This window comes from uncultured Jannaschia sp. (assembly GCF_947503795.1).
Lineage (GTDB): Bacteria > Pseudomonadota > Alphaproteobacteria > Rhodobacterales > Rhodobacteraceae > Jannaschia.
On the sequence record NZ_CANNEZ010000001.1, the window covers coordinates 927,415 to 950,285 of the forward strand.

The 22,871-nt window shown below is 69.6% G+C and carries 22 protein-coding genes; 7 read left to right on the forward strand and 15 right to left on the reverse strand.

Features of this window, described 5'->3' with window-relative positions; translation table 11 throughout:
- Positions 1-9: 9 nt before the first annotated feature.
- The 3 genes from Q0833_RS05050 to Q0833_RS05060 form a co-directional block, all read right to left on the reverse strand.
- Positions 10-312, reverse strand: a complete 303-nt coding sequence (locus tag Q0833_RS05050) for an urease subunit gamma (protein WP_298430894.1) — start codon at positions 310-312, stop codon at positions 10-12.
- 1 nt (position 313) lies between these two features.
- Positions 314-1,207, reverse strand: coding sequence for an urease accessory protein UreD (locus Q0833_RS05055; protein ID WP_298430896.1), 894 nt, complete (start codon positions 1,205-1,207; stop codon positions 314-316).
- 84 nt (positions 1,208-1,291) lie between these two features.
- Entirely contained in the window at positions 1,292-2,920 is a 1,629-nt protein-coding gene (locus Q0833_RS05060; RefSeq protein WP_298434976.1) for a chloride channel protein, read from the reverse strand.
- Positions 2,921-3,053: 133 nt separating this feature from the next.
- On the opposite strand from Q0833_RS05060, the gene Q0833_RS05065 reads away from it, so the two are divergent.
- Positions 3,054-4,427 carry an FAD-linked oxidase C-terminal domain-containing protein gene (locus tag Q0833_RS05065; RefSeq protein WP_298430898.1) on the forward strand — a complete coding sequence of 458 codons (1,374 nt, stop codon included), beginning with the start codon at positions 3,054-3,056 and terminating at the stop codon, positions 4,425-4,427.
- 12 nt (positions 4,428-4,439) lie between these two features.
- Here Q0833_RS05065 and Q0833_RS05070 read toward each other — a convergent pair whose 3' ends face one another.
- From Q0833_RS05070 to cobS, 4 genes are all read right to left on the reverse strand, one after another.
- Entirely contained in the window at positions 4,440-4,781 is a 342-nt protein-coding gene (locus tag Q0833_RS05070; RefSeq protein ID WP_298430900.1) for a DUF427 domain-containing protein, read from the reverse strand.
- Positions 4,782-4,839: 58 nt separating this feature from the next.
- Entirely contained in the window at positions 4,840-6,615 is a 1,776-nt protein-coding gene (locus tag Q0833_RS05075; RefSeq protein WP_298430902.1) for an aminopeptidase P family protein, read from the reverse strand.
- Between the two features lie 368 nt (positions 6,616-6,983).
- The gene (cobT, locus tag Q0833_RS05080) at positions 6,984-8,855 is read right to left on the reverse strand and encodes a cobaltochelatase subunit CobT (protein WP_298430904.1); all 1,872 of its coding nucleotides are present in this window, start codon (positions 8,853-8,855) and stop codon (positions 6,984-6,986) included.
- Between the two features lie 73 nt (positions 8,856-8,928).
- Positions 8,929-9,915 carry a cobaltochelatase subunit CobS gene (cobS, locus tag Q0833_RS05085; protein ID WP_298430906.1) on the reverse strand — a complete coding sequence of 329 codons (987 nt, stop codon included), beginning with the start codon at positions 9,913-9,915 and terminating at the stop codon, positions 8,929-8,931.
- Between the two features lie 112 nt (positions 9,916-10,027).
- On the opposite strand from cobS, the gene Q0833_RS05090 reads away from it, so the two are divergent.
- A complete protein-coding gene (locus Q0833_RS05090; protein WP_298430908.1) occupies positions 10,028-11,155 on the forward strand; it encodes a DUF2235 domain-containing protein in 1,128 nt (375 codons plus the stop codon).
- Positions 11,156-11,189: 34 nt separating this feature from the next.
- Here Q0833_RS05090 and Q0833_RS05095 read toward each other — a convergent pair whose 3' ends face one another.
- On the reverse strand, positions 11,190-11,801 hold the full coding sequence (locus tag Q0833_RS05095; RefSeq protein WP_298430910.1) for a J domain-containing protein: 612 nt from the start codon (positions 11,799-11,801) through the stop codon (positions 11,190-11,192).
- A 90-nt stretch (positions 11,802-11,891) separates the two neighbouring features.
- Here Q0833_RS05095 and Q0833_RS05100 point away from each other — a divergent pair, with 90 nt between their 5' ends.
- Together Q0833_RS05100 and Q0833_RS05105 are read left to right on the forward strand one after the other, a co-directional pair.
- A complete protein-coding gene (locus Q0833_RS05100) occupies positions 11,892-12,149 on the forward strand; it encodes a BolA family transcriptional regulator (protein WP_298430912.1) in 258 nt (85 codons plus the stop codon).
- A gap of 74 nt (positions 12,150-12,223) precedes the next feature.
- Positions 12,224-13,150: a hypothetical protein gene (locus tag Q0833_RS05105; RefSeq protein ID WP_298430914.1), complete on the forward strand. Its 927-nt coding sequence runs from the start codon at positions 12,224-12,226 to the stop codon at positions 13,148-13,150.
- Here Q0833_RS05105 and Q0833_RS05110 read toward each other — a convergent pair.
- The 3 genes from Q0833_RS05110 to gatB all read right to left on the reverse strand — a co-directional run bounded on the left by Q0833_RS05110 (position 13,131) and on the right by gatB (position 16,126).
- Positions 13,131-13,556 (reverse strand): DUF4177 domain-containing protein, encoded by a 426-nt coding sequence (locus Q0833_RS05110; RefSeq protein WP_298430916.1) that lies wholly within the window; start codon positions 13,554-13,556, stop codon positions 13,131-13,133. The two genes, Q0833_RS05105 and Q0833_RS05110, sit on opposite strands and share 20 nt — an antisense overlap.
- A 78-nt stretch (positions 13,557-13,634) precedes the next feature.
- The gene (locus tag Q0833_RS05115) at positions 13,635-14,546 is read right to left on the reverse strand and encodes an alpha/beta hydrolase (RefSeq protein WP_298430918.1); all 912 of its coding nucleotides are present in this window, start codon (positions 14,544-14,546) and stop codon (positions 13,635-13,637) included.
- Between the two features lie 65 nt (positions 14,547-14,611).
- On the reverse strand, positions 14,612-16,126 hold the full coding sequence (gatB, locus tag Q0833_RS05120) for an Asp-tRNA(Asn)/Glu-tRNA(Gln) amidotransferase subunit GatB (RefSeq protein WP_298430920.1): 1,515 nt from the start codon (positions 16,124-16,126) through the stop codon (positions 14,612-14,614).
- A 66-nt stretch (positions 16,127-16,192) separates the two neighbouring features.
- Between gatB and Q0833_RS05125 the strand changes: the two genes are divergently transcribed.
- Together Q0833_RS05125 and Q0833_RS05130 are read left to right on the forward strand one after the other, a co-directional pair.
- Positions 16,193-16,651, forward strand: a complete 459-nt coding sequence (locus tag Q0833_RS05125) for a hypothetical protein (RefSeq protein ID WP_298430922.1) — start codon at positions 16,193-16,195, stop codon at positions 16,649-16,651.
- A 200-nt stretch (positions 16,652-16,851) separates the two neighbouring features.
- Positions 16,852-17,751 (forward strand): transglycosylase SLT domain-containing protein, encoded by a 900-nt coding sequence (locus Q0833_RS05130; protein WP_298430924.1) that lies wholly within the window; start codon positions 16,852-16,854, stop codon positions 17,749-17,751.
- Between the two features lie 6 nt (positions 17,752-17,757).
- Here Q0833_RS05130 and Q0833_RS05135 read toward each other — a convergent pair whose 3' ends face one another.
- The 4 genes from Q0833_RS05135 to Q0833_RS05150 all read right to left on the reverse strand — a co-directional run bounded on the left by Q0833_RS05135 (position 17,758) and on the right by Q0833_RS05150 (position 21,881).
- Complete coding sequence (locus tag Q0833_RS05135; RefSeq protein ID WP_298430926.1) at positions 17,758-18,684, reverse strand: AEC family transporter; 927 nt, start codon at positions 18,682-18,684, stop codon at positions 17,758-17,760.
- Between the two features lie 29 nt (positions 18,685-18,713).
- Positions 18,714-19,514 carry an MBL fold metallo-hydrolase gene (locus tag Q0833_RS05140; protein ID WP_298430928.1) on the reverse strand — a complete coding sequence of 267 codons (801 nt, stop codon included), beginning with the start codon at positions 19,512-19,514 and terminating at the stop codon, positions 18,714-18,716.
- 123 nt (positions 19,515-19,637) lie between these two features.
- The gene (locus Q0833_RS05145; RefSeq protein ID WP_298434980.1) at positions 19,638-21,449 is read right to left on the reverse strand and encodes an SLC13 family permease; all 1,812 of its coding nucleotides are present in this window, start codon (positions 21,447-21,449) and stop codon (positions 19,638-19,640) included.
- 57 nt (positions 21,450-21,506) lie between these two features.
- The gene (locus tag Q0833_RS05150) at positions 21,507-21,881 is read right to left on the reverse strand and encodes a VOC family protein (protein WP_298430930.1); all 375 of its coding nucleotides are present in this window, start codon (positions 21,879-21,881) and stop codon (positions 21,507-21,509) included.
- 190 nt (positions 21,882-22,071) lie between these two features.
- On the opposite strand from Q0833_RS05150, the gene Q0833_RS05155 reads away from it, so the two are divergent.
- Positions 22,072-22,812, forward strand: coding sequence for a YebC/PmpR family DNA-binding transcriptional regulator (locus Q0833_RS05155; protein WP_298430932.1), 741 nt, complete (start codon positions 22,072-22,074; stop codon positions 22,810-22,812).
- Positions 22,813-22,871: the final 59 nt, after the last annotated feature.

Below are 22,871 nucleotides of genomic sequence, written 5' to 3' on the forward strand. Positions count from 1 at the left end.
GACGCCTCCTCAGCGGATCGGATCGTGGACGGTCACGAGCTTGGTGCCGTCGGGAAAGGTGGCCTCGACCTGCACGTCGTGGATCATCTCGGGCACGCCCTCCATGCATTGCGCGCGGGTCACGACCTGCGCGCCCGCCTGCATCATGTCGGCCACCGAACGGCCATCCCGCGCGCCCTCGACCACGGCCTCGGTGATCAGAGCGATGGCCTCGGGGTGGTTCAGCTTGACGCCGCGCGCGAGGCGCTTGCGCGCGACCTCGGCGGCCATCGCGACCAGCAGCTTGTCTTTCTCTCGGGGGGTCAGCTTCATCTCAGATCATCCAGGGTCGGGGCAGGGGGGCGCCGGAGAGGCGGCGCAGGATCGGCATCAGGGCGGCGCGCAGGGCGAAGCCATCGGGGGCGAGGATCCGCGCCACGAGGAGGTCCGGCCCGATCAGGCTGGCCCCCGCCGTCGCGGGCAGCATCGCGCGAAGCGGCGCGAGATGCGTCTCGGCCTCGGGCGCGACCACGACAATCAGCGCGATCGCCCGCGCGCCGCCCGCGATGTGAGGCCGGTCGAGATGGGCCTCGGCATCGCCGTCGAAGCCGGCCGCATCCAGAAAGAGCGGCACGCCATCCCGGTGGATGTCCACGCGGTCCCGAAACCGCAGGTCGGTCAGCGTCTCGCCCATGGCGCGTCGCCCGAAGATCAGCGGCTCGACGAAGAGGAGGCGCGCGTCGGCGTCGAGGTCGATCCGGGTGTCGCGTTCGAGGTTCGAGCCTTCGAAGAGGATGGTCTCCTGCGGCAGCCAGTCGAGCGCGCCCCCGCCCGCCACCGACAGCCGGTTGCGGATCCAGCCCGGCGCGCCCGGCTGCGCGCGGTAGGCACGCTCGGCGGCCTGTGTCGTCAGAACCAGCCGCGCGTCCTGCTCGACCGTTGCGTTCAGCGTGAAGCGGTCGCCGCCGGTCACTCCCCCGGCCGTGTTCACGATCACGGCCTGCTTGGTCTCGGGGGCGCTGCGCGGGAACATCACCTTCAGCGATCCGGCCTGCCGCAGGTCGCGCAGGCGCGTGACCGCCCCGTCGGTACGCACGGACAGCGCCACGGAGCCCCGCGCGCGGGGCTGGGCCGCGGGCATGTCGAGAAGCTGTGTCAGGTCGTCGATGTCGGGCTCCCCCTGCCGTCCTCGGCGCAGTTTGGGACGCGCGGCGCGCGGCGTCTGCATCGACGCCGCGCGGGCTGGCCTGCGTCGGGCGGCGTGCCGAAGGGATGGGCGGTTTCTGCCGAATTGCGCAAAAAACAGGCGGTTTCAGGAATGCTCTTCGGCGGCCGTCGCGGCGAGGGCCCGGTTGAAGACGCGCAGCGCGTCGACATGCAGAAGCACGCCCAGCACGTTGCGCGTGTCGCCATCGCTCAGGCGGACCACGGCGAGGAAATCCGCACCCGATTTCTCGAAGAGCGGCATCGCCTTTTCCAGCGTGTCGCCCGGCGCCACGAAGAGCGCGTCGTTCATCGCGCGCCTGATCCGGTCCTCGGACGGGGCCTTGGGGTGGTCGGGCGATTTCATCAGGCCCGAAACCTTGATCGTCGCCAGAAGATAGCGTTGCGGCCCGGCGGCGAGGTGGATGCCCCGCCGCTCCAGTTGCGTCAGGAAGAAGCTCCGATCCACGAGCTTCGACGACAGCGCCGAGGAGATGCTGACCGCGACCATCACGGCGAGGCCGGTCTGCCAGTCGCCGGTCAGCTCGAACACGATCAGCGTGGTCGAGATCGGCGCGCCCAGGACACCCGCCGCGACTGCCCCCATCCCCGCCAGTGCATAGAGTGTCTCGGATCCCGAGATGTCCGGGAAGACCGCCGTCGCCACCAGCCCGAAGGCCAGCCCGGAGAGTGCGCCGACCATCAGCGCGGGCGAGAAGACCCCGCCGCCCATCCGCCCGCCCATGGTGATCGAGACGGCCGCGACCTTGAGGACGGCGAAAACGACCGCCTCGTGGAAGATGAGCTGGCCCGAGAGGGCGCGGGATGTCGTCTCGTAGCCGACGCCGATGATATGCGGAAAGAAGATCGCGAGCGCCCCCAGCAACAGGCCCGCCGCCGCCGGGCGGAAGAGGGCCGGGATGCGCAGCCGATCCTGCATCGCCGAGGCCAGGTCTTCGGTCCACATGATCGACCGCATCAGCGCGAAGGCGATGAGGCCGGAGGTCAGGCCGAGCAGGATGAACGCGGGAAGCTCGGCGTAGAACGCGAGCTCGCCAGCCGTCGGCAGCGCGAACTCGGTCACGTCGCCGAAATGGATTCGGCTGATGACCGATCCGGAGGCGGCGGCGATGGTGATCGGTGCGAGCGCGTGGACCGCGAAGTGGCGCAGGACCACCTCCATCGCGAAGAGCGCGCCGGCGAGCGGGGCGTTGAAGCTGGCCGCGACGCCGGCGGCGACGGCGCAGCCCAGAAGGTCGCGGCCGGTGATGCCGTCGGCGTTGAGGCGGTTCGACACCCAGCCCGCGATCATGCCGCACATGTGGACGACCGGCCCCTCGCGCCCCGACGACCCGCCCGAGGACAGCGTGATAAGCGAGGCCGCGATCGAGGCCAGCCCCGCGCGCCGCTCGACCCGGCCTTCCTTGACTGCCGAGGCCTCGATCACCTCGGCCACGCCGCGCACGCGGGCGTCGGGCGTGAAGCGCGTCAGGATGATGCCCACCACGAGGCCGCCGAGGCACGGCAGGATCAGCACCCACCACCACGGCAGCCCGGCCGCGAAGCTGTGGAGCCGGTGCGGATCGTCCGTGCCGTAAAGCGTCGTCTGGAGCAGCTCGATCCCCAGCATGAACCCGACGGCCGCATAGCCCGAGGCGATCCCGATCACGAGGGCGATGAACCAGAACTGGACCCGGCTGGGCCCCGTCTCGCGCAGCAGCGTCCAGCTCCGCCTGATCCAGCCCCGCGCGGTGGCGCGTCGGCCGGTGGCGGGAGCGGGGGCGTCGGTCACGGGCGCTTGTCCTCGGACGGGGGCGGCGGCATCCTGCATGCGGCATGGCATGCGGCCTCGGTCGCCACGGGAGGACGGGATGGACCCGAACGCGGCGATCGAAGAGTTGAAGGCGATGCTAGGCGAACGCCTCTCGACGGGAAAGAGCGATCTGGCGCTCCATGGCCGATCCGAGACGTGGCACGCCGAGATGCCGCCCGATGCCGTCGCCTATCCGTCCGACACGGGCGAGGTGGCCGAGATCGTCCGCATCTGCGCCCGCCACGGGATGCCGCTGATCGGCTGGGGCACGGGCACGGCGCTCGAAGGTCACGCCTCGGCGCCGCGCGGCGGCGTGACGGTCGATTTCCGCGACATGGCCGGCGTGATCGAGGTGGCCGAGCGCGACATGCTGGTTCGCGTCCAGCCCGGCTGCACGCGCGGCGCGCTGAACGCGCATCTGCGCGCAACGGGGCTGATGTTTCCGGTCGATCCGGGTGCCGACGCCTCGCTCGGCGGCATGGCCTCGACCCGCGCCTCGGGGACGACGGCCGTGCGCTACGGGACGATGCGCGATCACGTGCTGGGCCTCGAGGTCGTGCTGGCCGACGGGCGGGTGATCCGCACGGGGACGCGGGCGCGCAAATCCTCGGCCGGGTATGATCTGACCGCGCTCTTCGTCGGGTCCGAGGGCACGCTGGGCCTCATCACCGAGCTTACCTTGCGCCTCCATGGCCAGCCCGAGGCGATCGCCGCCGCGACCTGCGCCTTTCCGGACACCGACGCCGCCGTCGCCGCCGTGATCGAGGCGCGCCAGATGGGGCTGACGCCCGCGCGGATCGAATTCCTTGACCGGGTGACCGTCCGCATCGTCAACGCCGCAGACGGGATGGGCCTCCCGGACGCGCCGCATCTGTTGCTGGAATTCCACGGCAGCGACGGCGCGGTCACCGAGGACGCGGACCGCTTCGGCGAGATCGCGGCCGAGCATGGCGCCGCGGGGTTCGCCGCCGCGACCCGCGCCGAAGACCGCTCGCGCCTCTGGGCGATGCGGCACCGCGCCTATCACACGATCCTCGCGACCCGCCCTGGTGCCACCGCCATCGTCACCGATGTCTGCGTCCCGATCTCGGCGCTGGCCGCCGCAATCGCGCGCGCCGAGGCCGAGATCGCGGAGAGCCCGCTCGACGGCCCGATCCTCGGTCATGTGGGCGACGGGAATTACCACGCGATCCTGATGGTCGACCGCGACGACCCGTCCGAGGTCGCGACGGCCAAGCGGCTGTCGGACGCGATGGTCGCCCATGCGCTGGAGCTGGGCGGGACGGCGACGGGCGAGCATGGCGTCGGCCTCGGCAAACTGCACCTGATGCAGGCCGAGCACGGCGACGCCTGGGACGTGATGTCGATGGTCAAGCGGGCGCTGGACCCCAAGGGCCTGATGAACCCCGGCAAGCTCGTCCGGCAAAACTGACTGTGCTGGCGGTCAGACCCGCTCGACGGTGACCTTGGTGTCGTAGAACGCGATATGCCCCTCGACCGCCTTGGCGTCGGGGTTGGTGACGTCCTCGTAGGTCCAGGCCACGTCGCGGATGCGCCCCGACTGCCCGACATAGTCGTAGTAATTCGCCGCGCCCTTGTGCGGGCAGGTCGATGTCTTCTCGGACCGCTCGAACAGCGCCATCGCGATATCCTCGCGCGGGAAGTAGACGACGAACCCCAGCGATCCCTCGGTCAGGAGCTTGGCGTTGCGGCTTTCGACGATGACGCCGTCATCGGAACGGACCGTCCAGACGCCGTCGGCCGGCGTGACGTTGATCTCGGTCATGTGCGGTCCTCTCCCGTTGGTCCGCCTGTCTAACCTGCCGCGCCGTCCGGGGAAAGCGTCACAGCGGCGCGGTCATGGTGTCCAGCCACGCGCGGTCCGCACCATCGAGCCGGGGGCGAAGACGTTCGGCGACGCCCGCGTGATAGGCATCGAGCCAGGCGCGTTCGTCCGGCGACAGAAGCGCCGCGTCGATCATGCGGCGGTCGATGGGCACCCAGGTCAGCGTCTCGAAGCCCATCATCTCGCGGTCGTCGCCGCCTTCGGGCCGCGTCATGACGCGTACCACGACGAGATTCTCGATACGGATGCCGAATGCGCCCTCGCGGTAGTAGCCGGGCTCGTTCGACAGGATCATGCCGGGCTCCAGCGGCACGGTCGAGACGCGGCTGATCCGCACCGGCCCCTCGTGGACGCCGAGATAGACGCCGACGCCATGCCCCGTCCCGTGGTCGTAATCGCGATGCTCGGCCCAGAGCGGCGCGCGGGCCAGCGCGTCGAGATGCGCGCCCGCGACGCCCTTCGGAAAGCGCGCGCGGCTGACCGCGATCATGCCCTGCAGGACGCGGGTGAAGGCGCGGACGGCTTCGGGTGGGGGCGTGCCCAGCGGCATGGTCCGCGTGATGTCGGTCGTGCCGTCCTCGTATTGCCCGCCGCTGTCCACCAGCAGGACCGAGTTTCGGTCGAGGACGCGGTTCGTCTCCTCGTTGACGCGGTAATGCACGATCGCGCCATGGGGCCCCGACCCGGCAATCGTCTCGAAGCTGATGTCGCGGAGCGCGTTCGTGTCGCGGCGGAACTGTTCGAGGGCGCGCACGACGTCGATCTCGGTTGCGTCGGGTGCGCGGTCCTCGTCGAGCCAGCGCAGGAAGCGCACCATCGCGGCCCCGTCGCGCAGATGCGCCTCGCGGGTGGCCTCGATCTCGGCATCGCTCTTGCGCGCCTTCGGCCGGGCGACCGGATCGTCGATCGCCTTCGGATCGGTCAGCATGTCGTGGATCGCCACGGGACAGGTGCCCCGATCGAAGCCGACGCATCCCGCATCGGCCAGCACCGCCGCCATCTCCCCGGTCGGGCGGACCGTGACCTCCGGGCCGAGATGGTCCGCCACCGGATCGGCCTTGGCCGGATCACAGAAAAGCACAACCGTGCCGTCCGCGCGGATCAGGGCGAAGGCCTGCGGAATCGGCGTTCGTGCGATATCCGCGCCGCGAATGTTGAGAAGCCACGCCACCGCGTCCGGCTGGTTGGTCACGAAGCCCCCGACCTCGGCCGTGCGCAGGGCGGCGGCGATCTCCGCGCGCTTCTCGCCATGGGCGCGCCCGGCCAGTGCGTCGGGCCAGACCGAGATCGGCGCGCTGGGGGCCGGGGGGCGGTCCGTCCAGATCTGGTCGACCCCGTTCGCGGTCGCGACGAGCTCGAGGCCCGGCAGATCCGACAGCGCCTCCATCTCGGAGACCGTGTGCAGCCAGGGGTCGAAACCGATCCGCCCGCCTTCGGGATAGGCGCAGGGCAGCCAGTCGGCCAGCTTGGTGGCGGGCCAATCCACAGTCTCGAACATGTCGCCATCGGTCTGCGCCTTGACCTGCACGGTGTAGCGCCCGTCGGTAAAGACCGCCGCCCGGTCCCGACCGATCACCGCAAAGCCCGCCGAGCCGGTGAACCCGGTGATCCAGGCCAGCCGCTCGTCGCAGGGCGCGACATACTCGCCCTGATAGGCGTCGGCACGCGGCACGAGATAGGCGTCGAGCCCCTGATCGGCGAGCCAGCCGCGAAGAGCCGACACGCGGGGCAGGGCCGCCTCGGGGCGGCTGGTGACGGCAAAATCCTGATACATGGGACGGATCCTCGTGGCGGGCGGCGGGGCGAGGGGCCAGCCCCTCGCGCTCCCCGGCATATTTTCGGAACATCGATGGGGCGGACGCAACCGCTCGTTAACGCGTTTCGGTAAGCATGGCGATGCGGGACAGGCTGGCAAGCCGATGGCCGTGAATGTCGAAGGACGGCGTCCCCCGCGGCTGCTGGCGGACCTCCGGGGATCCACGGAGGAGCCCACTCTCCGCGGGGGGCGCTGCTTCGATGTTCCCGAAATATGCCCGCCGGAGGCACCGGCGGCGCGGCCTGGCCGACGCGTGGGACAGGGCGGTCGGATGATCGCCGGGGGTCCGGGGGGCGTCCCCCGGCCGTGCCGCGGGCGCGGCCGGATCAGGCAACGCGGCGGATGCCCATGACGCGGGCGCGGGCGCGGGGGTCCGCGTCGAACAGCGCGGCCAGCTGTTCGGTCATCGCCCCGGCAAGCTGTTCGACATCGGTGATCGTCACCGCGCGGTCGTAGTAGCGCGTCACGTCGTGCCCGATGCCGATGGCCAGCAGTTCCACCGCGCGGCGCTTCTCGACCATGGCGATCACGTCGCGCAGGTGCTTCTCGAGGTAGTTTGCGGGGTTCACGCTCAGGGTCGAGTCGTCCACTGGTGCGCCGTCCGAAATCACCATCAGGATCTTGCGCGCCTCGGGACGGGCCACCATCCGGCGATGCGCCCATTCCAGCGCCTCACCGTCGATATTCTCCTTCAGGAGACCTTCCTTCATCATCAGCCCCAGATTGGGCCGCACGCGCCGCCACGGCGCATCCGCCGACTTGTAGACGATGTGCCGCAGGTCGTTGAGCCGTCCCGGCGCGGCCGGGCGGCCCGCCTTGAGCCATTCCTCGCGCGCGAGCCCGCCCTTCCACGCGCGCGTCGTGAACCCGAGGATCTCGACCTTCACGCCGCAGCGCTCCAGCGTCCGGGCCAGCACGTCGGCGCAGATCGCAGCGATGCTGATCGGTCGCCCGCGCATGGACCCGGAATTGTCCAGGAGCAGCGTCACGCAGGTGTCGCGGAACTCGGTGTCGCGTTCCATCTTGAAGCTGAGCGGCGTGGTCGGGTTCGCCACCACCCGCGCCAGGCGTCCGGCATCGAGGATGCCCTCCTCGAGGTCGAACTCCCAGGACCGGTTCTGCTGCGCCTGAAGCCTGCGTTGCAGCTTGTTGGCCAAGCGCGAGACGGCGCCCTTCAGGGGCTCGAGCTGCTGGTCGAGATAGGCGCGCAGACGCTCCAGCTCCTGCGGCTCGGCCAAGTCCTCGGCCCCGACGATCTCGTCATGGGCGTCGGTGAAGACGGTGTAGTTCGGGTCCGCATCCGAGACGGGCGGGGGCGGGGGCGGGTCCATCGACTCCTCCGCCTCGGGCATCTCGGCCTCTTCGCCGGCCTCCTGATCGGCCATGTCGTCCATCGACACGTCGGCCTGGGCGGGGTCGTCCTGCTGGTCCTGCGACTGCTCGGGCGAGGCCTCGTCGTCCTGCTCCTGATCGTCGTCGTCGCCGGTCGAGTCGGGCTGCTCCTCCTCATCCTCGGGCTGGCCCTCGTCCTCGGGATCGTCCTCGGCATCCGGGTCGTCGCCGAGCTGGTCGCCATAGCCCAGATCGTCGATCATCTGGCGCGCCAGTCGCGCGAAGGCCTGCTGGTCGCCCAGCACGTCCTGCAACCCGTCGAGACGGTTGCCCACGCTTTCCTCGATGAAGCCGCGCCAGAGCTCGAGCGCGTTCTCGGCCCCGCGCGGCAGATCGCGCCCCGTGGCCATCTGGCGGATGAAATAGCCCGCCGCCGCCGCCAGCGGGATCTGCGCCTTGTCGGTGACGTCGCCGTAGCCCTTGCGCGTCGCCTCGACCCCGATCTTCGCGTCGATATTGCCCGCCGTGCCCGGCATCGCGCGGGCGCCCACGGCCTCGCAGCGGGCCGTCTCCATCGCGTCGTAGAGCTCGCGCGCCATGTTGCCCTGCGGCAGGTAGCGCGCATTGGTCGAGGCATCGTGATGCCGGTGGCGCAGCGCGAACGCATCCGCCGTGCCGCGCGCCAGCAAGACCTCGTCCCGGGTCATCCGACGGCTGACCTGCGGCAGGCGGACGGCATCATTCGTCTGCCCCGGCGGATCGACCGAATAGGTCACCGCCAGTTCGCTGTCGTTGGCCATCGTCTTAGTGGCTTCGGCCAGGGCCTTCTTGAACGGATCGGCCGGGTTGTCGCTGGGCTTGCTCATGTCATGCCTCGATTTGCGCATCCGGGTGCGGTCCGGGCCCGCCGGGCGCGCGCGTGCCCCGGCCCGCCAATCGTCATCCCAGGCTCAGGCTTACGGCGCTCTCCGGCAGCTCCTCGTCGAAGCAGCGCTGGTAGAATTCGGCGACGGTCTGGCGTTCCAGCTCGTCGCATTTGTTGAGGAAGGTCAGGCGGAAGGCATAACCGACATCGCGGAAGATCTCGGCGTTCTGGGCCCAGGCAAGCACCGTTCGCGGCGACATCACCGTCGAGAGGTCGCCGTTCATGAACGCCGTGCGCGTCAGGTCGGCGACGGTGACCATCTGGCCGATCGTGCGGCGACCTTTCTCGGTGTTGAAATGCGGCTGCTTGGCCAGCACGATCGCCGCCTCGGCGTCGTGGCTGAGATAGTTCAGCGTCGCGACCATGGACCAGCGGTCCATCTGGGCCTGATTGATCTGCTGGGTGCCGTGGTAGAGCCCGGTCGTATCCCCGAGGCCGACCGTGTTCGCCGTCGCGAACAGCCGGAAGGACGGGTGCGGCGTGATGATCTCGTTCTGGTCCATCAGCGTCAGCTTGCCGTCATGCTCCAGAACGCGCTGGATCACGAACATGACGTCGGCGCGGCCGGCGTCGTATTCGTCGAAGACGATGGCCACGGGATTGCGCAGCGCCCAGGGCAGGATGCCCTCGTGGAACTCGGTCACCTGCACGCCGTCGCGCAGCTTGATCGCATCCTTGCCGATCAGGTCGATCCGGCTGATGTGGCTGTCGAGATTGACGCGCACGCAGGGCCAGTTGAGGCGGGCGGCGACCTGCTCGATATGGGTCGATTTGCCGGTGCCGTGATAGCCCTGGATCATCACGCGCCGATTCCATCCGAACCCCGCGAGGATGGCGAGCGTGGTGTCGGGGTCGAACTTGTAGGTCATGTCGATGGCGGGCACGCGATCGGTCCGATCGGTGAACCCCTTGATCTTCATGTCGCTGTCGATGCCGAAGAGCTCGCGAACCGAGACCTCGTCGGTGGGCTTCGCGCCGATATCCATGCTGCCATCCGCCATGCGCCGCGTCCTCCGTTCCCGACCGCCCGTCGGATTGCAACATATGCCGGGGCACCGCAAGGGCCAGCGCCGACCGTCGCGCCGGGCGCGCGGATATGGCATGATCGGGCACATGAAACGCATCGTGATCTTCTGCGACGGCACGTGGAACGCGGCGGCTGCCGACAACCCGACCAACGTAGTCCGCATCGCGCAGGCCCTGTCGCCCGTCGATACCGACGACATCCAGCAGGTGCCGATCTACGTGCCGGGCGTCGGCACGGGGCGACGGGGTGTCACACCCGTGGGGCGCTGGACCGACCGTGTCCTGGGGGGCGCGCTGGGCCTCGGGTTCGCGGCCAACATCATCGAGGCTTACGAGGCGCTCGTCTTCATGCACGAGCCGCGGGACGAGGTCTTCGTCTTCGGCTTCTCACGCGGGGCCTATGCGGCATGGACGCTGGCGGTGTTCCTGCGGCTGGTGGGGCTTTTGGGGCGGGGCGACCTGCACCGGCTGGACGAGGTGGTGGCCTGGTGGCGAGCGCATTCGCGCGGGCGCCAGTCGCCCGACACACCCGAAGCCATGGCGCGGCGCTTCGCCTTCTCGCCGCAGGTCACCACCGGGCCCGAGGACGCCGCCTTCTGGGCCGCGCAGGGCGTCCCCGAGGCCGAGCCCCTGAACATGCGCTATCTGGGGCTTTTCGACACGGTCGCCTCCTTGGGGGTGTCGTGGCTGGTCAATCGCCGGGACATGCCCTCGGACACGCGCCTGCCGGATTTCGTCGGTCTGTGCCGTCACGCGCTGGCCCTCGACGAGCGGCGCGCGACGCTGCGTCCGACTGTGCTGGCCCCCGCGCCGGGCCATGATGACCGGCTGGAGCAGCTCTGGTTTGCGGGCGAACACGGGGCGGTCGGCGGGGGCGGGCGGCTCGACGGGATGTCGTCCATTCCGCTGAGCTGGATGATCGAGGGGGCCGAGCGGCAGGGCCTCTATTTCGACAGCCACCTGCCGAAAGAATACGCCCGGCGGCACGCGCCGCTTTCATCGGTCTATGACAGCGAGCCGCCGCGGGGCGGACTGCCCTCGGCGATCCTGCGGAGGGCAGGCCCCGATCGTGTCGGTCCCGACTGGCCCGAGGCGGTGGCGCCGTCCGCCGTCACCCGCTGGACGGACCTGCGGCCGCGCTGGCGACCCGGCAGCCTCCGCCGGGTCGCGCGCGACTTGCCGGACGGGCCGGACGACCCCTCCGCCGATACGTAGATCCCTCGGGGACGACGTGAACGCCGTGCCGCAACTACTTGAAGTTGCGGCTGTCCTTGAGCTGATCCCAAGCCCAGACGACCTCGGCCAGCTGCTCCTCCTGGCTGCGGTCGCCGCCATTCATGTCGGGATGCAGAACCTTGATGAGCGACTTGTACGCCTTGCGGATATCCGCCTTGGTCCAGTCGTCCTTGGCCTCGAGAATGTCGATCGCCTTGCGCTCGGTCGGCGGCAGCTTGCGCCCCACCACGCCGCGCCCCGGGTTGCGCGTGGCGTTGCCGCCCAGCACCTGATGCGCGTCCTCGATCCCGAGCCGGGCCCAGGCCCGCTCCTCGACCGTGCGGCGGAACGGCTTGGTCGGCTTGTCGCGCGCCTCCTGTGCTGCGATCTCGGCCTCGGTCGCGCCGTCGAAGAAGGACCACTTGGCGTTGTACTCGCGGACGTGGTCCTTGCAGAACCAGTAATAGTCGTCGCTCGTGTCCCGCGATTTCGGAGCGCGGTATTTTCCGCCTTCCTCGCAGCCGTCGTGGTCGCAGATCCGCGTCGACGTCTCGACAGCGCCGGACATGCCCCGCTTGCCTCGCGGATTCCGCTTCTTGGCGGTCGACACACGCATGTCGAAATTGAACGGATCGCTCTTGCTCATGGACGGCCCCTTCCGGTCGGAGGCGTCACACTCTAAGCATGGCTGGCCGGAAGGAAAGGCCTTGACGTGCGAAAAGGCGGGGGAAACGTCATGACGATGGAAACACTGATGCGGGAACGGCTGGAGGCGGCCCTCGCGCCGACGCGTCTGGAGGTCGTGAACGAGAGCCACAGGCACGCCGGGCATGCCGGCGACGACGGCTCGGGCGAGAGCCATTGGCACGTCGTCATCGCCGCCCCGGCCTTCGCGGGCCAGTCGCGCATCGCACGGCATCGCATGGTCCATGCCGCGCTGGGCGACGTGATGCCCCGGATACACGCCCTTTCGATGGATCTCAGCGAAGGGTAGGGATTGCCCGACTTGGCCGCCGTGATGGTCATGGTATTTCATGAAATCGCCACACGAGTCGGGGAGACGAGCACATGTCCGCATCGGAATACCTCCGCACTCTGCCCGAGCAGCCCGAGATCCGGGCGCTGACGCGTGCTCATGGCGCGCTGGGTCTGGGCGCGGGCGAGACCGATGGCCTGGACGCGGCGCTGGCCGAGGCCGCGCCCGAGACGACGCGCGCCGACCGCGTGGCCCTGCATGTCGAAACCAACCCCGACGCGCGCGCCGCGCTGATCACCCGGATCATGACCGCGCCCGAGGACGGTATCGGACCGATGGGCCTGGCGCTGGTGATCGCCTGCCTCGGATCGCACGGTGCGATGCCCCGCGTCCTCGCGCGGGTCATCGGCCACGCGACGGCTGGCGCGATCCTGGTACAGTTCGACGATGGTGTGGACCTTGCTGACATGGATTGCGCACTGATCCTCGACGTCGCCTATCCCGCGCCCGGCCAGATGACGGCGACCGTCTCGACCGCGCTCCGGTCCGAGGCCGAGGCCCGCATCGCGCGCGGCAAGCTGCACAATGCGGGCGGCGGCATCGTCGTGGTGCATGGCGGATTGCGTGGGCTGCTGCGACGCACGGGGCTCTGGCTCGACAACGGGCTCGAGCGGCTGGCCGGTGCGGTGGGCGAGGCCTGGCTCGCCGTCTCGACCCATATCTCGGGCCAGATGATCCACGCGATGGGCCGCGCGATCGAGGCGGTCGACCTGGCCGCCGCGCTGGAACACGATCCCGACCTGCGGGCCGCGTCCCCCGGCTCGGACCGCGGCCGCAAGGATGGCGCCGAGGTGGGCGCCTCGCTGGCCTTCCTCGCGGGGCTGGCTTTCGGCGGCGCGGAATGGACCAGCGCACGGGCCTTCGCGTTCGCGGGTGACGGGCACGGCTTCGACGACTGGACCCGTGTCCCGTTCGAGCCGATCGCCGATCCCGAGCTGACTACTCCGCAGCCAGTTTAGGCGCCGCGCGCGCGGCCAGAATGTCGATGATCTCGGCCTCGTGGACCTCCTGATCCTCGAACCCGGCCCATTCCGGCGCCGACCGCGTCAGGAGAAGCGGCGGCCGCGGGGCCTCGATCACCGGCTGGACGACGATCGGCTGCGGCGGCGCGGTCGCACGGCGAAACACCAAAAGCGCGTAATACCGGGTTTCGGTGCCGGTCAGGCCGACGCGCTCCTCGGACGGGAGGGTGTCGGCGCGGACATATTCCCAGCCCTCGGCCCCCATTCGGTTGAAGAGACGCGACATCGCGAGCGCGAACCGTCCCTCGCCGGAGCGGACGCCCTTGGCCTTCTCGCCCTTTCGCGGGGCCGGGACCACGCGATATTCGTAGGTCTGGAGCGGATCGTCGGCGTCATCTGACATGGGGCGCGACGTTACGCGGCGCCCGCGCCGGAGTCCCGCCAACCGACGCGAACAAGGTGTTTCCGCGCGGGATACGGTTCAGGGCAGGGCCAGCACCTGGTCGCCGTCGCGCCGGGTCTTGCGTGTCGTGATCGCCGCCGTGGGCCGGCCCGCGACGACCTGCGCCATATCGGCCATCGCCACCGGATCATCGAGCCACCACCCGTGCGACCGGATCACGCCCGGATCGCCGGGCCGGATGCGCGCGTCGTAGTACACCCGGCCGTCCACGTCGCCTTGCGCTGGCAGGCGGTGGCCCATCAGCCCGTCCTTGCCCAGCCGCGGCCCGAAGCCCCAGACCGCCGAGGACGCCAGCAGCACGCGGTCGAGCGCCGAGTGATAATTCGTCACCCGCCGCGCGGCGACGCTCAGGGCCTGGCGATAGAGCGTGCCCGGTTTGGCGTCGGCGGCGCGCACGTCGGCGGCGCAGAACATCACCTCGTCGAGCGGGCGCAGCATCCGCACCCCGTCGGGACGCACCTTCGAGATCGCCTCGAGGAAGAGATAGGCGCCCATCGAATGCGCAAGCAGGCTGATGCGGCTGGCGGGCAGGGCACGCTGGACGGGCGCGATCAGGTCGGCGATCAGCGTTGTGGCCACCCGCTCTGCATCGGAGCGGTCGCCGTTATAGACGAAGAAGTTGCCGTCGCTGGGCCAGTCGAGCCCGACCACGAGATCGTCGCGCCCCTCGGCGGCCAGCCCCTTGGCCAGGCGCGTCATCGCCGCCAGCATCCGCGATTGCGGCGTGTTGTAGCCATGCAGGTAAAGAACGACACCGCGCGTCCCCGCCGCCGCCCGGACCTCCGCGATCCAGCGGTCCCGTCCGATCAGCCGCCGCTCCCACCCGTCACCGTTGCCGGTGGCGCGCACGTCGAGGTGATGGGGCGTGTGGGAGACCGCGTCGCGGAACGTGCCGCCGATGATCCGGCGACGGCTGAGGACGAAAGGCATGGGCCGACCCCGAACTGGACCGGGTCAGCCTAGCACGGGGCCGCGACGGCGCAAAATGTGGGGCGCTAGAGCCCCAGCTTCGCGGTCACGATCTGGTTCACGGCAGCCGGGTTGGCCTTGCCGCCGGTGGCCTTCATCACCTGTCCCACGAACCAACCGGCGAGCTTGGGGTTCGCCTTGGCTTTCTCGACCTGCGCGGGGTTGGCGGCGATGATCTCGTCGACCGCGGCCTCGATGGCGCCGGTATCCGTGACCTGCTTCATGCCTTCGGTCTCGACGATCTCGGCGGGGTCGCGGCCGCTCGTATAGGCGATCTCGAACACGTCCTTGGCGATCTTGCCCGAGATGTCGCCCGCCTCGATCAGTTTGAGGATCCCGCCCAGCTGCGCGGGCCTCATCGGGCTCGCCTCGATTTCGGTCTCGTCCTCCTTCAGGCGCCCGAAGAGGTTGTTGATGACCCAGTTGGCGCTGGCCTTGCCATTGCCCGAGACCGCCGCGACCTCCTCGAAATAGGAGGCGGAATCGGTGTCCGCCGTCAGCACGCTCGCATCATAATCCGACAGGCCGAAATCGCCCACGAACCGCGCCTTCTTGGCGTCGGGCAACTCGGGCAGGTCGGCTGCGATGTCGTCGACCCAGCCCTGCTCGATCTCCAGCGGTAGAAGGTCGGGATCGGGGAAGTAGCGGTAATCATGCGCCTCTTCCTTCGACCGCATCGACCGCGTCTCGCCCTTCTCGACATCGTAGAGCCGCGTCTCCTGCGTGACCGCGCCGCCCGCCTCGACGATGGCGATCTGGCGCCGCGCCTCGACCTCGATGGCGGCCTGGATAAAGCGCAGCGAGTTCATGTTCTTGATCTCGCAGCGCGTGCCGAGATGCGAGAAATCCTGCGTCTCCTGGTACTTCTCGTACTGGCCCGGACGGCAGATCGACACGTTCACGTCCGCGCGCAGGTTGCCGTTCTGCATGTCGCCGTCACACGTCCCCAGATAGCGCATGATCTGGCGCAGCTTGGTGACGTAGGCGGCGGCTTCCTCGGGGCCGCGGATGTCGGGGCGGCTGACGATCTCCATCAGGGCGACGCCGGTGCGGTTCAGGTCCACGAAGGACATCGCCGGGTCCATGTCGTGGATCGACTTGCCCGCGTCCTGCTCGAGGTGGATGCGTTCGATGCGCACGACCCGCGCGGTGCCGTCGCCCAACTCGACCAGCACTTCGCCCTCGCCGACGATGGGGTGATAGAGCTGGCTGATCTGGTAGCCCTGTGGCAGGTCGGGATAGAAGTAGTTCTTCCGGTCGAAGGCCGAGTTCAGGTGGATCTCGGCATTCAGGCCCAGCCCGGTCCGCACCGCCTGCGCGATACAGAATTCGTTGATGACCGGCAGCATTCCGGGCATCCCGGCATCGACGAAGGCGACGTTGGAATTGGGCTCGGCGCCGAAGCGCGTCGACGCGCCCGAGAAGAGCTTGGAGTTCGACGCGACCTGCGCATGGACCTCCATGCCGATCACGAGTTCCCAGTCGTGGCGTTCGCCCGCGATGACCTTCGGGCGCGGGGCGGGCAGGGCGGTGTCGAGCATGGAAGCCTCCGGATGGACGGGCCGGGTTTACGGCCCCGGCCGGACGGGAGCAAGCGGGAGGACGGGATGCGTGTGGAACTGCCGGCGTGGAGCCGGATGGCCGGGGCGCTTGCGCCGGGGGACTACGTCGATTGCTTCGCGCGTGACACCGGGGGTGAGGTGCCGCTCGCCCGCTTCGTCAGGGCGTTTTTCGGGTCGCGGATGTTTGCGCCCGAGGGGGCGATTCTCCGCGCGGTTCTCGGCAAATCGGGCGATCTTGAGGCGTTCGCGCTGGGTGAAACGAATTGTTTCGCCGCCTGGACGGTCGCGGATCGCGATACGCGTCAGCTCTGGCTGGCCGATGTCGCAGGGGCGACCCAGACATGGCTCGCCGTGGCACCCGAGCTTGGAAAAACCCGTTTGTTTCTAGCATCTCGCGTGGTCGCACGGTCCGGGACGCTCGGTTGGCCGACCCGCGCGCTCATCCCCGCGCACCGGGCCTATTCGCGCGCCCTTCTCGGGGCGGCGGTTCGTGGCCTGCGCTGACGTCTCGCCTCGCTCGTCTTTGCCGTAAGGTTGCTTTCTGCTAGGACAGCCGGGCCCGACGGGGGCCTCGGCCGCGGCCGATTCCCGCCGGGCCGTTCTCATGCGCGGTTGCCGGGTCTTGCCGGCGTCCTAGCTGGCGGGCGAGTTCGGGTGGCATCGCGACGATGCGCCCACGGCTGGAAACGGTGTCCGGGGGGACGATGGAACGAGCGACGGCAATGGGGCAGGCCCGCAGGGTGCTGACCGGACTTCTGGCCGCGTTCGTGTGCTCAGCCGGCATCGCCACGGCCGAGACACGCCCCGTCGCACGCCTCCTCGAGACGACCGGCAGTTCGATGTCGCTCGCCGTCACGCCGACCCCGCCCGACCTGTCGCTGCTGGCCCCCGATGCCTCGCTCCGCCCGATCCTGCGCCCCCGCGTCGAGGAGATGCCCGATCTGCGCTGGGACCACGTCCGCGGCTCGTCGCGCTGGACCCGCGCCGCGATGCGCGCGCTCGACAGCCATGGCGACCGGCTGATCGACACGGTGCCGCGCGATATCGAGCAATGGTGCCCGGCCTATCCCGAGGCCGATCGTTGGACGCGCAAGGCGTTCTGGGCCGGCCTTCTGTCGACCCTGTCGAAGCACGAGAGCACGTATCGCCCGACGGCCGTCGGCGGCGGTGGGCTCTGGTACGGCCTCGTCCAGATCCTGCCCGCGACGGCGCGCGGCTACGGCTGTCAGGCCCGTTCGGGCGAGGCCCTCAAGGACGGCGCGCTCAACATGTCCTGCGCGGTGCGCATCCTCAACGTCACCGTGCCGCGCGACGGCGTGGTCTCGCGGGGCTATCGCGGCGTCGCCGCCGACTGGGGCCCGTTCCACTCCAACAAGAAGCGCGAGGACATGCGCCGCTGGCTGACCCGCCAGCCGTTCTGCAACGGGTTGCACCGCTCGGCGCGACCCGTGCTGCGCCCCGACTGGCTGCTGGAGCCCGCGGGCGAGCCCGAGGAGATCCCGACCTTCGTCGCGTGGGAGCTGGACAAGGCGTTCTTCTCGCGGGTCCGTCTCGAAGTCTCCGCCGAAAGCGAGATCGCGCAGGTCGCCGCGGTCGACGGCTGACCCGGCTCAGAGCACCAGAAGCCAGCCCGACGCCGTCAGCACCGACAGGGCGGTTCCGATCAGAACCGCCGAGGCCCCGATCCGCACCGCGCGCCCGTGCATCGCCGCGAAGAGATAGCTGTTGACCCCCGGCGCCATCGCCGCCGTCAGCACCGCACCCCGCAGCTGGCCCTCGCTCAAGGCCAGCGCCGTGCCCACGCCGTAGGTCCAGGCCGGATGCACCAGCAGCGACAGCCCGCAGACCAGCACGATGCCCCGCGCGTCGCCCTCGGGCCGGTACTGCACGAGGACACCGCCCAGCGCGAAAAGCGCCGTCGGCAGGGCCGCGCGGGCGATCAGGTTGGTCGCCTCGTCCACCGGGCCGGGCAGGGGCAGCCCGGTCAGGTTGACCAGAAGCCCTAGCCCCACGCCGATCATCAGCGCGTTGGTCGACAGCGCCCGTGCGACCGATTTCATGCCATGCACCATCCCGCCGCCCCCGGCGCGCACGATCTCCATCGCGGTCGTGCCCAGCAGGTAGCAGAACGCCGCATGGACGGCGATGATCGCGAAATTGGGCGTGAGGCTGCCGATACCGTAGGCGCGCTCGGCGATCGGCAGGCCCAGCAGCACCGTATTGGCGAACATCGCCGCGAAGCCGATCGCGACCGCGTCCTCGGGGCCGCGCTTGAGCCAAAGCCGCGCGCCCAATATGCCGCCCGCGAAACAGAGGATCGAGCCCGAGTAATAGGCCGCCAGCAGCCGCCAGTCGAAGCCCGCCGCGAGGTCCAGCCGCGCGATCCCCAGAAACAGCAGCGCCGGAATTGCGAAGCGCTGGGTGAAGACCATCAGCCCGTCGACCTGGGGCTGCGTGAAAAGACCGCGCCAGACCGCGAGATAGCCCGCGCCGATGATCAGGAAGACGGGCAGCGTGACCGAAAGGACGTCGAGCATCTCAGGCGCGATCCCCGCCGGGCACCCGCTCAGTCATCCTCGAGCTCGATGACCATGCCGTCGAAGGCGGCGGAGACGTGGTCGGGCGTCTCGGCCTCGACCGTCGCGTGGTCGAGGTCGATATGCATGTTTGTCAGCACCGCCCGCTCCGGCGTCATCCGCTCGATCCAGGCCAGCGCCTCGCCATAGCTCAGATGCGACGGGTGCGGTGTCCGTCGCAGCGCGTCCAGCACCCAGACCTTCAGATCGGTGATCAGCCATTCGGCCTCGGGCGGGATCGTGTTGACGTCCGGCATGTAGACCAGATCCCCGATCCGCAGGCCCAGCGCCCCCATGTCGCCATGTCCCACCGGCACGGGCGTCACCGTCACCGGCCCGCCCGCCCCGTCGACGGTGATCGTGCCCTCGAACGGATGCCGCGTCAGGATCGGCGGATAGGACGACCCCGGCGGCGTCTCGAACGCGTAGCCGAAGCGGTGGTCCAGTGCGGCCCATGTCGGCGCGTCGGCCCAGACATCCAGGATGCGGCGCCGGTTGAAGACGATCATCCGAAGGTCGTCCAGCCCGTGGACATGGTCGGCATGGGCATGGGTCCAGACGACGCCGTCGAGATGCCCCACGCCCGCATCCAGAAGCTGCGCGCGCATGTCGGGCGAGGTGTCGATGAGCACCGTCGTGGTGCCTTCCGCAGTCACCCGCTCGACCAGCATCGAGCAGCGCCGCCGGCGGTTCTTGGGGTTCGCGGGATCGCAGTCGCCCCAATGCCCGCCCAGACGCGGAACCCCGCCCGAGGAGCCGCAGCCGAGGATCGTGAAACGCAGTCGGGCCATGCCCGCTTCATGCGCCCCGCGCGCGGCGGGGGCAAGGGCGCGGTCGGGCGCGCATGCCCTTCGATGTTCCCCAAATATGCCGGGGGTCCAGGGGGCGGAGCCCCCGGCGTCCCGCCAGGCGGATCAGAGCGGCCAGAAGACGAGGATGGCCGGGATCGACACCGCCACCACCAGGATCTCAAGCGGCAGGCCCATCCGCCAGTAATCCCCGAACCGGTAGCCGCCGGGTCCGAGGATCAGCGTGTTGTTCTTGTGCCCGATGGGGGTCAGGAACGCGCAGGACGCCGCCACCGCGACCGACATCAGAAACGGGTCGGGCGACACGTCGAGCGTCTGCGCCATCGAGATGCCCACGGGTGCGGCCACGATCGCCGTCGCCGTGTTGTTGAGCACATCCGACAGCGTCATCGTCACGACCATCAGCACGGTCAGCGCGACCCAGGCCGGCTGCCCCGCCGTCAGCGTCGTCAGCCATCCCGCGATCAGTTCGGTCCCGCCCGAGGTCTGGAGCGCCGCGCCCAGCGGGATCATCGAGCCCAGCAGCACGACCACCGGCCATTCGATATGGTCGTAGAGCTCGCCCAGCGGCACGATCCGGGTCACGACATAGGCCATCACGACCACCCCCAGCGCCACGGTCAGGTCGACCAGCCCGAAGCTCGCGAAACCCACGGCGGCGGCGAAGAACCCGACCGCCGGCCAGATCTTGCGGTTCTCGGTCACGGCCAGGCCCCGATCCGCCAGCGGCAGCACGCCCAGCCATGCCACCACGTCCTCGGCCTGTTCGGTCGGGGCGAGCAGCAGGAGGATGTCGCCCGTCCGCACCTTGGTGCGCCGCAGCCGGTCGGTGATCCGCCGCCCGCGCCGCGAGATGCCCATCATCACCGTCCGCTGCCGCCAGGCGAGGCCGATCTCCTGCGAGGTGCGCTTGTTGATGCGCGAATTCTCGGGAACGACCACCTCGATCAGCGACAGCCCCTGTTCGGCGGCATCGAGGAGCGTCATCCGGCGATTGTCGGCAAAGGTGAGGTTCGCACCCGCCCGGAACTCGTCCAGCGCATCGGGCTCGGCCTCCAGAACGATCGCGTCCCCGGCCTTCAGCGCGACTGCGCGGGCCGAGCCGAACATCCGGCGCCCGTCGCGGATCAGGCCCATGACCTGCACGCCCGTCTCGTCGGCCTCCTCGTGGAGATCGCCCAGCTTGGTGCCGATCAGCTTCGAGCCCTCGGGCACCGAGAGCTCGGCCATGTAGGACGCGACCTCGATCTCGGTCTCGCCACCCTGCGCGCCCTCGGCCACGCCGGGGATCAGCCGCCAGCCCACGATGGCCACGAAGATCAGGCCCGCCGCCGCCGTCACGAGGCCCACGGGCGCGAAGTCGAACATCGAGAAGCTTTCGCCCAGCTGGTCGCGCCGGATGCCCGCAATGATGATGTTGGGCGGCGTGCCGATCAGGGTGATCATGCCGCCGAGGATCGTCGCGAAGCTCAGCGGCATCAGCGTGGCCCCCGGCAGGCGACCGGCCTTGCGCGCCGTCGCGATATCCACCGGCATCAACAGCGCCAGCGCCGCGACGTTGTTCATGAAGGCCGACAGCACCGCGCCGATGCCGCCCATGATCGAGATATGTGCGAAGATCCCGCGCGAGCTGTCGACCAGCGTCCGGGTGATCAGGAGGACCGCGCCCGACCGCACCAGCCCCGCCGAGACGATCAGCACGAGCGCGACCACCAGCGTCGCGGGATGTCCGAAGCCCGAGAAGGCGTCGTCCTTCGGCACCACGCCCAGCAGCACGCCCAGCAAGAGGGCCGAAAAGGCGACGATGTCGTAGCGGAACCGGCCCCAGAGCAGCATCGCGAAGACGCCGCCGAACAGGGCGAAGAGAATGATCTGGTCGGTTGTCATGGCGCCCCTCGTTTCGGAGTGATCTAGCAGTCGGCGGGCCGCCGTCCAAACCTGTCTTCGGGGTGAGTGGGTGCGGGGGTGCCGCCCTCAGGCGATGGGCTGCCCGAAGAACAGGAGCGTGCCGCCCGGATCGAGCACATGCAGTTCGCGCTGGCCGTAGGACTGATCGAAGGGCGCGCGGACGCGGTCCTCGGGCAGCGTGTCGAGGAACGGGCGCAGCGCCGCGTAGGTCGCGTCCACATCCGTCACGTCGAGATAGACCATGTGTTGCCGCGCTGCCGCCGCCGCCTCCGGCGCATCCGTCTCCAGCAGACGGACGGCGCCGCCCTTCGCGCGCATGAACGCGTAGCCGGGCTCGGTGCCCCGGAAGGTGCAGGAAAAGCCCAAGCCTTCGTAGAACGCGATCCCCGCATCGAGCTCGGGCAAAAGGATGAACGGCGTCAGGGTCTGGATCTCGAGCATGGCGACCTCCTGTCGGGAACGCGCGCCAGTCTAGGCGGTCGCCTCAGGCCTTGGAACCGGCCTGCGTGGGGCCCCGCACGGTGCCGCCATTCCCGCGCCGCGACCCGCGCCGGACCCCTCACGGGGTTGCGGAGGGTCGGGGCAGGGCGCTATCTCGCGCGCAGACGCGGGACCAGACGGGAGGCCACCCATGGCGGGCCACAGCAAATGGGCGAACATCCAGCACCGGAAGGGGCGGCAGGACAAGCTGCGCGCCAAGATCTTCAGCCGCCTCTCGAAGGAGATCACCGTCGCCGCCAAGATGGGCGACCCCGATCCCGACAAGAACCCGCGCCTGCGCCTCGCGGTGAAGGAAGCCAAGTCCAACTCGATGCCCAAGGACAACATCGAGCGCGCCATCTCCAAGGCGACCGGCGGTGACGGCGAGAATTACGACGAGATCCGCTACGAGGGCTACGGCCCCGGCGGCGTGGCCGTCATCGTCGAGGCGATGACCGACAACCGCAATCGCACCGCGTCCTCGGTCCGCTCGCTCTTCTCCAAGAACGGCGGCAACCTGGGCGAGACGGGCAGCGTCGGGTTCATGTTCGACCGCAAGGGCCAGGTGATCTACCCCGCCGCCGCGGGCTCCGAGGACGACCTCATGATGGCCGCGATCGAGGCGGGCGCCGAGGATGTCGAGAGCGACGAGGAAAGCCACGTCGTCTGGTGCGCCGATACCGATCTCAACGCCGTGTCCTCGGCGCTGGAAGAGGCCTTGGGCGAGAGCGAGAGCACCAAGCTCGTCTGGCGGCCGACGACCACGACCGAGCTCGATCTCGAGGGGATGCAGGCGCTCATGAAGCTGATCGACGCGCTCGAGGATGACGACGACGTCCAGAACGTCACCGCCAATTTCGAAGCCAGCGACGAGGTCATGGCCGAGCTCTAGGCGATCCGGCATCGGAACCGCAGGTTCGCCCCGGCGGTTCGCCCTCCGACCCCGAACCG